This is a genomic window from Micromonospora sp. NPDC048986 (genome assembly GCF_040649335.1).
Classification (GTDB): Bacteria; Actinomycetota; Actinomycetes; order Mycobacteriales; family Micromonosporaceae; genus Micromonospora; species Micromonospora alfalfae.
In genome coordinates this window covers 458,146-472,648 of sequence record NZ_JBEZFJ010000003.1, presented here as the reverse complement: position 1 = coordinate 472,648, position 14,503 = coordinate 458,146, and the positions used below count along the sequence as shown (strand labels likewise).

Sequence of the window (14,503 nt, the reverse complement as noted above, 5' to 3'; positions counted from 1 at the left end):
ACTGCGGCGACGGCACGATCGGGGTGTCGAAGAGCGCGCCCCGGCTGCCCGTGTTGGTCAGCGTGAAGGTCGCCCCGGCCATCTCGTCCCCCCGGGCACCCGGCCCCGCCCGCGCCCCCATGCCCTCGTCGATCATGGAGTTCTGGTGGGCGTTTCATGGGCTTTCGCGTCTTTTGCGGGGCACCACAACTCCATGATCGACGCAAAGGAACGGGCCGCCCCCAGAGCTCGTCGGCGATCTTGCGGTTTCTGTCCCGAAATAAGGGATGAATAGGGCATAACGTCAACCCAAAGTGCAAGATCGGCGGGTGGGCGGGTGGGCGGGGTGTGGGGTGTGGGGTGTGGGCGGGGGGGTTAGAGCAGCCGGGTGTAGCGGAGTTGGGGCGTGAGGGCGGTGCCGATGTGCTCCTCACGCTCCGCTCCGGTGGGGGTCCAGCCGCCGCGCTCGTAGAACGAGCGGGCGTGGGCGTTGTCCCGCAGCACCCAGAGCACGGCACGCCGCCAGCCCTGCGCCCGCATGGCGTCCAGCGCGTCCACCATCAGGGTGCGACCCACCCCGCGGCCCTGCTCGGCAGGGTCGAGGTGGATCGCGTTGAGCAGCCCGGTGGCGGGGTCGTCCTCGTCGTCCGGGCCCAGGTGGCTGAACCCGACCAACGCCCCGGCCCGCTCGGCCACTGTCATCCGGTGGGTGTCCCGCTCCCAGATCCACCGCTCGACCCAGTACCGTCCCATCGCCTCCGGTGTCGGGTCGGCCAGCGCCTCGGCCGGCAGGAAGGCGGAGTACGCGGCGACCCGGGAGCGCTGGTGCAGGGCACCCACCGCCATCAGGTCGCCTTCGGTCGCTGGGCGGAGCGTGACGGTCACCCGGCCGAGGCTACCCGGCGCGGCGGAAGCTGCACCGTGGTCAGATCCTCGGCGATGATCAGTTCGCCGTCGAAGTGCGCGCGGGCCTCGTCGTGGAACCGGCGCGGGTCGGGGTAGCGCTGGGAGAAGTGGGTGAGCACGAGTCGGCGTACCCCGGACTCGGTGGCCACCCGGGCGGCCTGCGCCGCGGTCAGATGGCCGACCTCGGCGGCGAGCGCGGCCTCCGACTCCAGGAACGTCGACTCGATGACCAGCAGGTCGGCGTGCTCGGCGAGGGCGTACACCCCGTCGCAGAGCCCGGTGTCCATCACGAACGCGAACCGCTGCCCCGGCCGGGGCACGCTCACCTCGTCCCGGGTGACGCGGCGTCCGTCGAGGTCCAGGTGCCCGACGCGGATCAGCTCGCCGACGGCCGGCCCCGCGATGCCGTACGCGGCCAGCTTCTCCGGCAGCATCCGGTGCCCGTCCGGCTCGACCAGCCGGTAGCCGTACGTCTCGATGGGGTGCCGGAGCCGGCGTGCCTCCAGCGTGCCGCAGCGCACTGCGATCCGCTGCCCGTCCGCCTCGATGGGCTCGACCCGCAGCTCGGCGGTCTCGTAGAACGAGGTGGCGTACCGCAGTCGGGCGAAGTATTCGGCGCCGCCGGCGGGGAAGTGCACGGCGACCGGGTGCGCCACCCGGTCCAGGGAGAGCCGCTGGATGGTGCCGGGCAGGCCCAGGCAGTGGTCGCCGTGGAAGTGCGTGACGCAGATCCGGGTCAGGTCGGTGGCGGTGACAGTGGTGTGCAGAAGCTGACGCTGGCTGCCCTCACCCGGGTCGAAGAGGATCACCTCGTCGTCCCAGCGCAACACGTACCCGTTGTGGTTGCGCTGACGGGTCGGCGCCTGGCTGGCCGTCCCCAGCACCACCAGCTCGCGCATTGACATCGCCACTCCTGCGGATATGGAGCGACCCCCGGGGCGCTCCGCGCGTGTGCGCGGGCCGGCTGGACTTGGCCGGCACCCCGGGGGTCGGGTGGCTGTCGTGGATTCGCCGCACCGCTGCCACACGGTCTCGACGATGGTGCTTTTTACCCGCCTCGCGGCGAGCCGATCACTGTCGAGGACAGCGGCTAGCTGACAGCCACCTCACGAGTCCGATTGCTATACAAGTCTGGACCACCTCCTTTCACGTGTACGGCCACGTTATCGAGTTCTCGTCGGGCTCGGCAACGGATTTCGATCACAGGGCTGATGGGAATGCGCTGCCCACCTCCTCAGGTGGCGAAGGTCGGGTCGGCGTACCCCATCGCCCTCATCTTCGCGGCGGTGAAGACGATCATGATCTCGTCGCCCGGGATGAACACGTCGTCCACCTGGGGGAACCGCGGCATGCCAGCGACGAACCACACCGGCCCCGGGTCGAAGTCCAGCCGGAGAGCGGTGGGAAGGTGCACGTCGTGTGGCCGGGCGACCACCTCGCCATCCCACCTCGTGGCGGGCCCGAGCGTGAGCGTGTCCCACCGGGCCGTCGCGGCCCGGATCGGCTGTCCCAGGAAGGCGTCCCAGCGCGAACCGGCTCCCGGCCCGACCCGCTGCGACTCGTCCTCGTCGAGGTGGCGGGTGATGGGTTCCAGGAAGACGTCCACGCCGTACGGGTGGAAGGTCGCTTCCCAGGTCACTGTCACCGGGCCGGTGCCGGTGGTCAGCTGAACCCCCATGACGGCGTGGTGCCAGTCGCCGTAGTCCCAGTCCGGGTCGGAGCCACTGGTGTGAAGATCCCAGTAGTCGACGGCGAGCACACGACGGCCGCGCAGGGCGTCGACTCGGCGCGCGAAGGCGGCCCGGGCATCGGCCTGCTCGTTGGTCACGGCCCTCATGGTTTCGGTGGGCACGTCACACCGCAACTGGTCGGCCGGACAGCACTTCGGGGCGCGGCGATCGCCGCGCCCCGAAGGGGTGGTGCGTGGTGGTCAGCCGCCGACCCGGGCCACGCCGACCGGGCAGCTCAGGCCGTTCGGGCCGTGGTTGCAATAACCGTTCGGGTTCTTGGTCGGCGCCAGGTACTGCTGGTGGTAGTCCTCGGCGAAGTAGTAACTGCCGAGCGGCGTGATCTCGGTGGTGATCTCACCCTTGCCGGCCCGCGTCACGATCGGCTGGAACGCGTCCCGGGACGACTCCGCGATAGTCCGCTGCTCGTCGGTGGTCGTGTAGATCGCCGAACGGTACTGGGTGCCCACGTCGTTGCCCTGGCGCATGCCCTGGGTCGGGTCGTGGTTCTCCCAGAAGACCTTCAACAGATCCTCATAATTGATCTTGCTGGGGTCGTACACCACCTGGACGACCTCGGCGTGCCCGGTCCGGCCGGAACACGTCTCCTCGTACGTCGGGTTCTTGGTGATGCCACCCGCGTAGCCGGCGGAGGTGGTGTAGACACCGGGCAGCGTCCAGAACAGCCGCTCGGCGCCCCAGAAGCAGCCCATGCCGAAGACCGCTACCTGAAGGCCCTCAGGGAACGGGCCCTTCAACGGCGTGCCCAGCACCTCGTGGCGGTCGGCGACCGGCATGGCGATCGAACGGCCCGGCAGGGCCTGGTCGGGCGAGACCATATCGGCGTTCATACGGCGCAAAAACACGGTGGGGATCTCCTCTCGTACCTCTCCCAGCGTGTAACACCGGAGGGTCCACCTTCCTTACCCCCGTGACGGTCAGTCAGGCCCCGTCGGGGACCGCAGCCGCGATCCGATCCGCGTACGCCTGTGCCTCGGTGTCGTCGTCGTACCGGGTGCGCGGCCAGAAGAAGCCCCGCAACCCGTCGCCCTTGGTACGCGGGACCACGTGGGTGTGCAGGTGGGGCACCGATTGGGACACCTTGTTGTTCATCGCCACGAACGTCCCACCGGCGCCGAGAGCGGTCTCCACCGCCACCGCCAGCCGCTGGACCATGGCGAAGTAGTCGGGCAGCAGGTCGGCCGGCAACTCCGCCAGGGTCACCAGGTGCACCCGGGGCACCACCAGGACATGGCCCTTGAACACCGGCCGGGTGTCCAGGAAGGCCACCCCGTCCGGGGTGTCGGCCACCCGGAACGCCGGCACCTCGCCCGTCACGATCCCGCAGAACACGCAACCGCTCATCGGGTCAGGCTATGCCGGCGGCCTGGCGGGGCACGGCGCCCCCCGCACGTGAACCGACTGTGGTAATCATCTACGTGAATGGATGATCGCGGGGTGATCCCGGCCGTCGGCGTGCGCGTCGACGCTCCGAAAGGACCAAGCTTGCAGAACAGAAGAGGCCTTACCGCGGCGCTGGCGGCGCTGACCGTCGGGCTGCTCACCGGCGCGACCCCGGGCCACGCCCAGGCGGCCGCCGCGCAGACCGCAATCGCACTGCCGCTGAACACGGTGGCCGACGTGGTGTCGGCCGGTGACCGGGTCTTCGTCAGCGGTGGCAGCTCCGCAACCGATGTCGTGGTGACCAGCGCGACAGGCACCGTGGTCGGCACGCTGTCGGGCCTGCCCGGCCCCACCGACCTGCTGCTCAGCGCCGACCGGCGGACCCTATACGTGGCGCTGCCCACCGCCAACGCCATCGCCGCCTTCGACACCGGCTCGCTGATCGAGTCGGCCCGGTACGACACCGGCGCGGGCGAGTGCCCGTCGTCGCTGGCGTTGACCGGCCGGTACCTGTGGTTCGGCTACGGCTGTGACCAGTGGGGCGGCAACATCGGCCAGATCGACCTGGGACGCCAGCCGGCCCGGGTGACGACGGGGATGGCCACCACCCAGGACTTCTACGGCGCTCCGCTGCTGGCCGCCGCAAGCCAGAACCGGTCGGTGCTGCTGGCCGGGCAGATGTCGTTGAGCCCGGCGTCGGTCTACGCGTACGCGATCGGAGCCGGGGGAACGCTGACCCTGCTGCGGGCGAGCGGCTGGACGGCGATCGGCAGCAACCTGCGCGACATCGCCCTCGACCCGACCGGCACCACCGTCTACACCGCGGCCGGTGCCCCGTACGAGGTGCAGGCGTTCCCGGTCGCCGACATCACCACCCCCTCCGCGACCTTCCCCACCGGCGCCTACCCGGCCGCCGTCGAGCCGTCCCGCGACGGCACCAGGATCGCCGCCGCTGCGGACACGTCGTACCTGTTCGTCCATCGGCCGGACGGCACCGAACTGACCCGCTTCGTGCTGGGAGGCGGTGAGCTGAGCCCGGGTGGGTTGGCCTGGTCGCCGAACGGTGCACGGCTCTACGCGCTCTCCTACGACTGGACCGGGAGAAACCAGGCCACCCTGCACGTCCTGCCCGTACCGGCCGGCTGACCGGCCGTCGGCCCCTGGTTGGCAGAGGGGGCCGGGCCGGAAGGCCCGGCCCCCATCGGGAGCGCGGGTTCCGTTCCCGCCCTCGGGGCGGGGCACTAGCCTCACCAGAATGAGTCACGGCTTCGAGACGCTCGCCATCCACGCCGGTCAGGACCCTGAGGCCCGCACCGGCGCGGTGATCCCACCGATCTACCAGACCAGCACGTACGCCCAGGACGCCGTCGGCGCACCTCGTCTCGGCTACGAGTACAGCCGCTCCGGCAACCCGACCCGTGACGCGCTCCAGGAGTGCCTGGCGGCGCTGGAGGGTGGGCCGGTGGGGCTCGCCTTCGCCAGCGGCCTGGCGGCGGAGGACACCCTGCTGCGGGCCGTGTGTCAGCCCGGCGACCACGTGGTGATCCCGGACGACGCGTACGGCGGCACGTACCGGCTCTTCGCCCGGGTCGCCCAGCGCTGGGGCCTGGAGTTCAGCCCGGCCAAGGTCTCCGACCCGGACGCGGTCCGGGCGGCGGTGCAGCCCGGCCGCACGAAGATCGTCTGGGTGGAGACGCCGACCAACCCGCTGCTCGGCATCGCCGACATCGCCGCCCTGGCCGCCGTGGCACACGACGCGGGCGCCCTGCTGGTGGTGGACAACACCTTCGCCTCGCCGTACCTGCAGCAGCCGATCGCCTTCGGCGCGGACGTCGTGGTGCACTCCACCACCAAGTACGTCGGCGGGCACTCCGACGTGGTCGGTGGCGCCCTCGTCGTCGCCGACGCCGGGCTCGGCGAGGAGTTGCGCTACCACCAGAACGCGATGGGCGCGATCAACGGCCCGTTCGACGCCTGGCTCACCCTGCGGGGCATCAAGACCCTCGGGGTACGCATGGACCGGCACTGCGACAACGCCGAGCGGCTCGCCGCGTACCTCGACGGTCACGCCAAGGTCGCCCAGGTGCTCTATCCGGGGCTCCCCTCGCACCCCGGTCACGAGGTGGCCGCCAAGCAGATGCGCAGGTTCGGCGGCATGATCTCGTTCCGCGCCGCCGGTGGTGAGGACCACGCCGTGGACATCTGCAACCGGGCCAAGCTCTTCGTGCTCGCCGAGTCGCTGGGTGGTGTGGAATCCCTGATCGAGCACCCGGGTCGGATGACACACGCAAGTGCTGCCGGCTCGCCGCTTGAAGTTCCCGGGGATCTCGTGCGACTGTCTGTCGGCATCGAGACGGTCGACGACCTACTCGCCGATCTGGAGCAGGCGCTGGGCTGACCGCTGGGGGAGGATGGCCGTGCAGGACATCATGGCGACCTGGGTCGGGGCGACCGCCAAGCAGATCGCCCGGGGCGTACGCCGAGGTGACGTCTCGGCGACCCAGGTCGTCGCCGACCACCTCGAGTACATCTCCCGAGCCGACAGCGAGCTGGCCGCGTTCCGCGCCGTTCGCGGCGGTGAGGCGATCACCGAGGCGGAGAAGGTCGACGAGCAGGAGGACCTGGCCAACCTGCCGCTGGCCGGGGTTCCGGTGGCGGTCAAGGAGAACACACCGGTCGCCGGTCTGCCCACCTGGAACGGGTCGGCCGCCGCCCGCACCGAGGTGGCGGAGGCCGACCACGAGGTGGTGCGTCGGCTGCGCGGCGCCGGCGCGGTGATCCTCGGCGTGACCCGGATGCCGGAGCTGGGGCTGTGGGCATTGACCGACGACGACAGCGGGGTGACCCGTAACCCCTGGGACAGCACGCGTACCCCCGGTGGGTCCTCCGGTGGTGCCGCCGCCGCTGTCGCCGCCGGGCTGGTGCCGATCGCGCACGCCAACGACGGTCTCGGCTCGATCCGGATTCCCGCGGCCTGCTGCGGGCTCGTCGGGCTCAAGCCGGGCCGGGGCGTGGTCCCCTGCCAGCTCGGGGCGGACGACTGGTTCGGCCTCACCGAGCACGGCATGCTCACCAGCACCGTCGCCGACGCGGCGGTCGGCTTCTCGGTGCTCGCCGGCCGGCGTCCCGAGAAGCTGGTCCCCCCGCAGCGGCTGCGGGTGGGTGTCTCGCTGCGTTCCCCGGTGCGCGGTGTCGCACCGGACGCGCCGAACCGGGACGCGGTCGCCGCCGCCGGCCGGCTCCTCGCCGCCGCCGGGCACGACACCGTGCCGGCCGATCCGGTCTACCCGACCGCGCTCGGCCTGCAGGGCATCGCCACCTGGCTCGCCGCGGCCGCCACCGACGTCCGGGCCTCCGGTCTGGACCGGCGTGGGCTGCAACGGCGTACCCGGCGACACGTCGCGCTCGGCGAGTGGGCGCAGCGTCGCGGCTACGTGCGGGAGGCGGACCGGGCCGCCTGGCGGCAACGGTCCGTCGACTTCTTCACCGACCACTCGGTCGACCTGCTACTCACCCCGGCGCTGGCCAGCGCGCCACCGGAGGCGGCCCGCTGGTCGGAGCGGTCCTGGCGGGCGAACATGTCAGCCAACATCCGGTACGCCCCGTACGCCGCACCCTGGAACATCGCCGGCCTGCCGGCGGTCGTCGTGCCGGTCGGTCGCCGCCCGGACGGTCTGCCGGTCGCTGTGCAGCTGGTCGGTCCGCCCGGTTCGGAGCTGCTGCTGCTCGGTGTCGCCGGTCAGTTCGAGATGGCCGCCCCGTGGACGCGTCACGCCCCCGGCTACCCCCGGGTCGGCACGGAGTCGCCGGCCACCGCCTGACCGTCGACCGTGTGCGCCCTGTCGGGCACTGCGGTGTCGCCGCCGAGGGGCCCGGAGTCGGGTGGCACGATCGGGGCATGACGGAACTGGTCGGTCTCGACGACGTGCGGGCCGCACGGGAGTTGCTCGCTGGCGTCACCCGCACCACCCCACTGGAGCCCTCCCGGCCGCTCAGCGCGGCACTGGGCGGGCCGACGTGGCTCAAGTGCGAGAACGTGCAGCGCGCCGGCTCGTACAAGGTGCGGGGAGCGTACGTGCGGATCTCCCGGTTGTCGGCGGCGGAACGGGAACGCGGCGTGGTAGCGGCGAGCGCTGGCAACCACGCGCAGGGCGTGGCACTCGCCGCCGGCCTGGTCGGCACGCACGCCACCGTCTTCATGCCGGTCAACGCGCCGCTGCCGAAGGTGGCCGCCACCAAGGGGTACGGCGCGCAGGTCGAGCTGGCCGGGAACACAGTTGACGAGTCGCTGGTCGCGGCGCACACGTACGCCGAGCGCACCGGCGCGGTGCTGATCCACCCGTTCGACCACCCCGATGTGATCGCCGGGCAGGGCACCGTGGCGCTGGAGATCCTCGAACAGTGCCCGGACGTGAAGACGATCATCACCGGGGTGGGTGGCGGCGGTCTGATCTCGGGCATGGCGGTGGCAGTGAAGGCGTTGCGTCCGGACGTCCGGATCATCGGCGTGCAGGCGGCCGGGGCGGCGGCGTTTCCGCCCTCACTGGTGGCCGGGGAACCGGTCCGGCTGCCCATCTTCTCCACCATCGCCGACGGCATCGCGGTCGGCCGGCCGGGGGAAATCACCTTCAACCACGTGCGCAAGCTGGTCGACGAGATCGTCACGGTCTCCGAGGAGGACATCTCCCGGGCCCTGCTGATGCTGCTGGAGCGGGGCAAGCAGGTGGTCGAGCCGGCCGGCGCGGTCGGCGTGGCCGCGCTGCTGGCCGGCGTGGTCGAGGTGGAGACCCCTGTGGTCGCGGTGCTCTCCGGCGGCAACATCGACCCGCTGCTGATGCTGCGGGTGATCGAGCACGGGTTGGCCGCGGCGGGTCGCTACCTGCGGGTGACCGTCCGCTGTTCGGACCGGCCGGGGCAGCTCGCGTCGCTGCTCAGCCAGATCGCCGAGCACCGGGCCAACGTGGTGGACGTGGAGCACCAGCGGGCCAACCCGCACCTCAGCCTCGGCGAGGTGGAGGTGGCGCTGTCGGTGGAGACCCGGGGCGTCGAGCACTCGGACACCCTGATCAGCGCCCTACGGGCCAGCGGCTACCAGGTGGTCTTCGCGGCCGAGGCGTGACACCGGTGGGTGCCAAGCCTCGGGTGCGCGGTGTTTCGACAGCGGATGCCGGCGTCGGTCGAGCCGGCCGGCAGCGGGTAGCGCGACCGGCGGGGGTCAGCCGGAGAACGGCTCGAAGCTGACCACTGTCACCTTGATGTCGGCGCCGCTGGGCGCCGTGTAGGTGCAGGTCTGCCCGGCTCGACCGCCCAGGATCGCCTTGCCCAGCGCGGACTCGGGGCTGTAGACGGTCAGGTCGGTCGTGGCCGCGATCTCCCGGGAACCGAGCAGGAAGGTCTCGGTGTCGTTTGTGTCGTCGTCGAAGTAGATCGTCACCACCATGCCCGGCGACACCGCGTCGGCGGTCGGGGCCTCGCCGACCTTCGCGGTGCGCAGCAGCTCCTGCAGGTAGCGGATGCGACCCTCGGCCTTGCCCTGCTCCTCGCGGGCGGCGTGGTAGCCACCGTTCTCCCGCAGGTCGCCCTCCTCGCGCCGAGCGTTGATCTCGGCTGCGATCGCCGGACGGTTGGCGATGTGCTCGTCGAGCTCGGCCTGGAGGCGGTCGTACGCGTCCTGCGACAGCCAGGTGGCGGGCGCCTCGTTGCCAGTGGACACAGGCGTTCTCCTCAGTTGTGCGTGGCTGGCTGACAGGTGAACTACCAAGTTACCAGTGCGCTACGACACAGCGTGTCGGCCATCACCGCCGGTGTCCGGATCCGACACCGGCGGTAGGCACCCCGTCAGCCCCGCTTCTGGTGCTGTTCGAGCAGCTCAGGACGGTGGTCGGCAGCTCAGGACCTCACCGATGAACGGCCGCGCGGTGGTGGACAGGAGGTGCCGGGTCGTGACGTGCCGATCCCCGGGATCGGCGGTCACGGTGACCTGCTCGCGGCCGACCTCGGCGCCGGCGCGGTCCCGGGCGCGCAGCAGGCAGACCGCTGATCCACCGGGCGGGACGGTAACCCGAAAGTCGACAAGCACCTGCTTGTCCGTGATGTCGGTGTACGTGATCACCTGGGCGTCGTAGACCGGATCGCCGTACTGCCGGTAGAGCCGGACCGAGATCACTGTCAGCGTCGCCAACAGCGCCAACAGTGCCAGCGCGGCCAGCAGCGTACGGCGGCGCTTTCCGCCCGGTGCCCGACGGCGGCCGTAGCGTCCGGCCGGGAATACCGGCGCGCCTGGTGAAATTGTGGCGTGCGTCTCGGTCACCGGCGGGTATCTCCTGGCGTTGTTGTCGGCGGCATCGGCAAGAATGACAGAGCCCCATCCTCCCACCCGGTCCAGCCGCAGGAATGGCAGGTCATGCCCGGCGCTGGTGGCCGGTGACAGGTGCGGTGAGGAAAGATCCCGGCAGGTCAGCCGGTCGAGCCCGGTCGGGTCCACCGTCCGGCACAGACGAGGAGCGCCGAAGTTGGCAGAGCAACTGCGTCTCATGGCCGTGCACGCGCACCCGGACGACGAGTCGAGCAAGGGCGCGGCGACGACGGCGAAATATGTCGCCCAGGGGGTGGACGTCCTGGTCGTGACGTGCACCGGTGGCGAGCGCGGGAGCGTGCTCAACCCCAAGCTCGACCGACCCGACGTGTGGGCCAACATCGGCGAGATCCGGCGTGCCGAGATGGACGCCGCGCGGGCGATCCTCGGTGTCGACCAGGCCTGGCTGGGCTTCGTCGACTCGGGTCTGCCCGAGGGCGATCCGCTGCCGCCGCTGCCCGAGGGCTGTTTCGCCCTCCAGGACGTCGAGGTCGCCGCGGGCCCGCTGGTGCGGTTGATGCGCGAGTTCCGTCCGCACGTGGTGACCACGTACGACGAGGAGGGTGGCTACCCGCACCCGGACCACATCATGTGCCACAAGGTGAGCGTTGCCGCGTTCGAGGCCGCCGGTGACCCGGAGCGCTACCCGGAGCTGGGCGCGCCCTGGCAGCCGCTGAAGCTCTACTACGACATCGGCTTCTCCAAGGGCAAGATCATGGCCTTGCACGAGGGCATGCTGGCCGCCGGTCTGGAGTCGCCCTACGAGGATTGGCTCAAGCGGTGGGAGGACCGCCCCGACAAGGGCCCGCGGATCACCACCCGGGTCGAGTGCGCCGAATACTTCCCGGTCCGCGATGACGCGCTGCGCGCCCACGCCACCCAGGTGGACCCGGACGGCTTCTGGTTCCACGTGCCGATGGAGCTGCAGAAGCGCGCCTGGCCGACCGAGGATTACGAGCTGGCCCGCTCGATGGTCGACAGCCCGCTGCCCGAGTCCGATCTCTTCGCCGGGGTGCGGGAGACGGCGCACGCGCGCTGATTCCCGGCGGCGCTACCCTGGTTACCAACCGCACATCGGAGGAACGCCATGCTGACCGCTGCCCAGGTGCTCGCGGAGAACAACTTCGGGGACACCCGCACGGGTGGTCTGGCCGGGCCGATGGGCCTCTTCCTCATCCTGCTGCTGGCCACCGCGACCATCCTGCTGATCCGCAACATGAACGCTCGGCTGCGCCGTCTGCCGGACCGTTTCCCCCAGCAGTCCGGGCCGGCCGACCCGACCAGGGCCGATGCGGCAGTCGTCGATCCGACAGACGGGACCGGTGGGCGTGATTCATCCACGCCCGCTCCCAACGGGCACCAGCAGCACCTGAACGGGTAGTCCGCGCATGAATCACGCCGAACCGGGTGGTCGCCCCCTGTTGCGACCACCCGGTTTGGCTTAGCCTTCCGCCGGGGGGACCAAAAGTCTCCGAGCCGTGTGCGGGAGGGGGCGCCGATGACCAGCACAGCACCGGCCGCCCACCGCGACGTCGGTCGGTCGGCTGACGGGGGAGGTCGATGACCTCCGGTCCGGCCGACGACCCGTTCGATCGGCTCGGGGTGCGTGGCACACCGGGCCGGCTGCTCGTGCTCACCGCCGCCGTCACGCTGACCGCCCTGGCCGCCGCCGCGGTCGGGTTGACCCTCCCGGTCCGGCTGCCGGCCGACGACCCCCTCGGCGGTCCGGCCCGCTTCGGCATCGCCGTCGCCGTCCTGGCCCTCGCCCAGCTCGCCCGGCTGCGATTCCGCTCGGCCGCCGGCATGGTCAGCATCACCTGGGGCGAGGCGGCCCTGATCGTCTGCCTCTATCTGACCCCGGCCGGCTGGCTCCCGTCCGCCACGCTGCTCGGCACCGGGCTGGCCTGGACGTTGCTGTCACTGCACAACGACCGCCGTCCGGCCCTGGAGATCGTCCGGATCGCCGCGTCGCTGGCCGCCGCGTCGGCACTTGCCGTCTCCGTGACCACCGCGCTCGGGCGGCCGCTGCTCTCGCCACCCACCCCCATCCTGGCGCTGGCCGTGATCGCCGGTTCGGTGACGTACCTCCTGGTGACCGCCTGGCTCGGCGGCGTGACGCTGGGCCTGCGGCACGGGCTGCCGATCGGGCCGCCGCTGCTCGCCGCGCTGCGCGGCAAGCTGTTGATGTTCGTCGGCAACGTGGCGGTCGGCCTCGTGGTGGTCGCCCTGCTGGAACTCGACCCGCGCTGGTTGCTGTTGCTGCCGCCGCTGCTGTGGCTGTTGCAGCAGACCTACCGTTACCGGTTGCGCTCCGATCAGGAGCGCCGCACCTGGCGTGCCTTCGCGGAGGCCACCGCGGCCCTCAACCAGCTCGACGAGCGGGGCGTGGCCAGCGCGGCGGTCACCGGGGCGCTGACGCTGTTCAACGCCGAGCTGGTGGACGTCGACGTGGCCCGGGCCGACGGGCGGTGGCACCGCTATCGGGGCGACGCCGGCGGTCAGCTTGTCGACCGGGAGACCGGCCCACCGGACCAGTCGGAGCCGGACGAGCACGAGCTGAGCCGGGCGCTGTCGGTCGGTGCCACGCCGGTCGGCCGGCTGCGGGTCCGGTTCCCCCGCTCGGCCCCGCCCACGGCCCGGGAACGTGACGCGGTGGCCGCGTTCGGCGATGCCCTCGCCGCCGCGCTGCACGACGCCGCGACCCACCACGAGTTGCGGCTGGTGACCGCCCGTTCGTCGTACGAGGCGGTGCACGACCCGCTCACCGGGCTCGCCAACCGGGCGGCGATGCTGAGCAAGGGCGACCAGTCGCTGCGACAGCTCAGCCACGACCACCCGGTGGCACTGCTGCTGCTGGACATCAACCAGTTCAAGGAAGTCAACGACACCCTCGGCCACGCGGCCGGTGACCAACTGCTGCGACTGACCGCGAACCGACTCAACGCGCTGGTCCGCGCCGGTGACCTGCTCGGTCGACTCGGTGGTGACGAGTTCGCCCTGCTGCTCACGGCGGTGCCGGTGCTCGGCGACCGGGCCGCCCCGATGGCCCATGCGTTGCGGCAGGCCCGCGAGATCGCCGAACGGCTGGCCGCGCCGACCGAGGTGGCCGGCGTACGGATGTCCATCGAGGTCTCGGTCGGGGTGGTGGTGGCCGCCGCGGGCACCGCGGACCTGACCGAGCTGCTGCGTCGGGCCGACATCGCGATGTACCAGGCCAAGGAGGGTGGCGGCAACGTCGCCGCGTACGACGGCGCACGCGACGCGGCCAGCACCGACCAGCTCGCCCTGCTGGCCGAGCTGCGTGAGGCGTTGAAGGTCGACGATCAGCTGGTGCTGGCGTTGCAGCCGGCGGTCGACCTGGCCACCGGTGCGCCCACCGGGGTGGAGGCGCTGATCCGTTGGCAGCACCCCCGACGTGGGTGGCTGAACCCGGCCGACTTCATCCGCCCGGTGGAAAACAGCGAGCAGCTCGGCACCTTCACCCGCTACGTGCTCGACAAGGCGCTCAGCGTGGCCGCCAGTTGGGCCCGGGAGGGGTTGGACGTCCCGATCTCGGTCAATCTCTCGGCGCGCAGCCTGCTCGACCCCCGGTTGCCGGCGGAGATCGCCGAGGCGTTGCGCCGCCACCAGGTGCCGCCGCACCGGCTCGTTCTGGAGATCACCGAGACGGTGGTGATGAGCGAGCTGGAGGTCATCGACGAGGTGTTGGCGACGCTCCGGTCGATGGGCGTGCAACTCGCTGTCGACGACTTCGGCACCGGCTTCTCGTCGCTGACCTTCCTCACCCGGATCGCCGTGGACGAGTTGAAGGTTGACCGTTCCTTCGTCATCCGGATGGCCGACTCGCCGGAGGCCGCCGCGATCGTCCGGACGACGGTCGGCCTGGCCCACGAGTTGGGGCTGCGGGTGGTCGCCGAAGGGGTGGAGACCGCCGAACAGCGCATGGCCCTGGCCGAGTTGGGTTGCACCTCCGCGCAGGGCTACCACTTCTTCAAGCCCATGCCGGCGGACAAGATCGGCGCGGTGCTGGGGTCGCTGCGCGACTCGGCGGAGTCGAACGTGTTCCGGCTCCGCGCCGACGGCGCTTCCTGACCGTCCGGGTGGAGCCCGCGCGGTCCGCGCCGGGGCTGGC

Annotated in this window: 15 protein-coding genes; 7 read left to right on the top strand and 8 right to left on the bottom strand. The window is 71.4% G+C overall.

All coding sequences use genetic code 11. From position 1 onward, the window contains the following. The 6 genes from AB0B94_RS10015 to AB0B94_RS09990 form a co-directional block, all read right to left on the bottom strand. The coding region (locus AB0B94_RS10015) for a 2-oxo acid dehydrogenase subunit E2 (protein WP_357271041.1) at positions 1-82 on the bottom strand (82 nt) is incomplete at its 3' end. Positions 83-354: 272 nt separating this feature from the next. Continuing rightward, positions 355-864 carry a GNAT family N-acetyltransferase gene (locus AB0B94_RS10010; RefSeq protein ID WP_357270920.1) on the bottom strand — a complete coding sequence of 170 codons (510 nt, stop codon included), beginning with the start codon at positions 862-864 and terminating at the stop codon, positions 355-357. Next, positions 861-1,790 carry a ribonuclease Z gene (locus tag AB0B94_RS10005; protein WP_357270917.1) on the bottom strand — a complete coding sequence of 310 codons (930 nt, stop codon included), beginning with the start codon at positions 1,788-1,790 and terminating at the stop codon, positions 861-863. The genes AB0B94_RS10010 and AB0B94_RS10005 overlap by 4 nt, the downstream gene beginning before the upstream one ends. A gap of 329 nt (positions 1,791-2,119) precedes the next feature. After that, positions 2,120-2,713 carry a hypothetical protein gene (locus AB0B94_RS10000; RefSeq protein ID WP_357270914.1) on the bottom strand — a complete coding sequence of 198 codons (594 nt, stop codon included), beginning with the start codon at positions 2,711-2,713 and terminating at the stop codon, positions 2,120-2,122. Positions 2,714-2,815: 102 nt separating this feature from the next. Then, positions 2,816-3,478: a peptide-methionine (S)-S-oxide reductase MsrA gene (gene msrA / locus AB0B94_RS09995; RefSeq protein ID WP_357270912.1), complete on the bottom strand. Its 663-nt coding sequence runs from the start codon at positions 3,476-3,478 to the stop codon at positions 2,816-2,818. 76 nt (positions 3,479-3,554) lie between these two features. Continuing rightward, positions 3,555-3,977, bottom strand: a complete 423-nt coding sequence (locus AB0B94_RS09990) for an HIT family protein (RefSeq protein WP_357270908.1) — start codon at positions 3,975-3,977, stop codon at positions 3,555-3,557. A gap of 141 nt (positions 3,978-4,118) precedes the next feature. Here AB0B94_RS09990 and AB0B94_RS09985 point away from each other — a divergent pair, with 141 nt between their 5' ends. From AB0B94_RS09985 to ilvA, 4 genes are all read left to right on the top strand, one after another. After that, entirely contained in the window at positions 4,119-5,162 is a 1,044-nt protein-coding gene (locus AB0B94_RS09985) for a hypothetical protein (RefSeq protein WP_357270905.1), read from the top strand. Positions 5,163-5,271: 109 nt separating this feature from the next. Further along, complete coding sequence (locus AB0B94_RS09980; RefSeq protein WP_091394199.1) at positions 5,272-6,414, top strand: cystathionine gamma-synthase; 1,143 nt, start codon at positions 5,272-5,274, stop codon at positions 6,412-6,414. Between the two features lie 13 nt (positions 6,415-6,427). Further along, positions 6,428-7,837 carry an amidase family protein gene (locus AB0B94_RS09975; RefSeq protein ID WP_357270902.1) on the top strand — a complete coding sequence of 470 codons (1,410 nt, stop codon included), beginning with the start codon at positions 6,428-6,430 and terminating at the stop codon, positions 7,835-7,837. Between the two features lie 77 nt (positions 7,838-7,914). Next, a complete protein-coding gene (ilvA, locus tag AB0B94_RS09970; RefSeq protein WP_238666655.1) occupies positions 7,915-9,135 on the top strand; it encodes a threonine ammonia-lyase in 1,221 nt (406 codons plus the stop codon). Between the two features lie 96 nt (positions 9,136-9,231). Here ilvA and greA read toward each other — a convergent pair whose 3' ends face one another. Continuing rightward, positions 9,232-9,729 carry a transcription elongation factor GreA gene (greA, locus tag AB0B94_RS09965; RefSeq protein WP_091394193.1) on the bottom strand — a complete coding sequence of 166 codons (498 nt, stop codon included), beginning with the start codon at positions 9,727-9,729 and terminating at the stop codon, positions 9,232-9,234. Positions 9,730-9,885: 156 nt separating this feature from the next. Beyond that, a complete protein-coding gene (locus tag AB0B94_RS09960; RefSeq protein ID WP_357270898.1) occupies positions 9,886-10,326 on the bottom strand; it encodes a DUF4307 domain-containing protein in 441 nt (146 codons plus the stop codon). A 202-nt stretch (positions 10,327-10,528) separates the two neighbouring features. Here AB0B94_RS09960 and mca point away from each other — a divergent pair, with 202 nt between their 5' ends. From mca to AB0B94_RS09945, 3 genes are all read left to right on the top strand, one after another. After that, positions 10,529-11,410: a mycothiol conjugate amidase Mca gene (mca, locus tag AB0B94_RS09955; protein ID WP_357270896.1), complete on the top strand. Its 882-nt coding sequence runs from the start codon at positions 10,529-10,531 to the stop codon at positions 11,408-11,410. A 48-nt stretch (positions 11,411-11,458) separates the two neighbouring features. Next, positions 11,459-11,752, top strand: a complete 294-nt coding sequence (locus tag AB0B94_RS09950; RefSeq protein ID WP_357270893.1) for a hypothetical protein — start codon at positions 11,459-11,461, stop codon at positions 11,750-11,752. 179 nt (positions 11,753-11,931) lie between these two features. Next, positions 11,932-14,463: a bifunctional diguanylate cyclase/phosphodiesterase gene (locus AB0B94_RS09945; protein ID WP_357270890.1), complete on the top strand. Its 2,532-nt coding sequence runs from the start codon at positions 11,932-11,934 to the stop codon at positions 14,461-14,463. Positions 14,464-14,503: the final 40 nt, after the last annotated feature.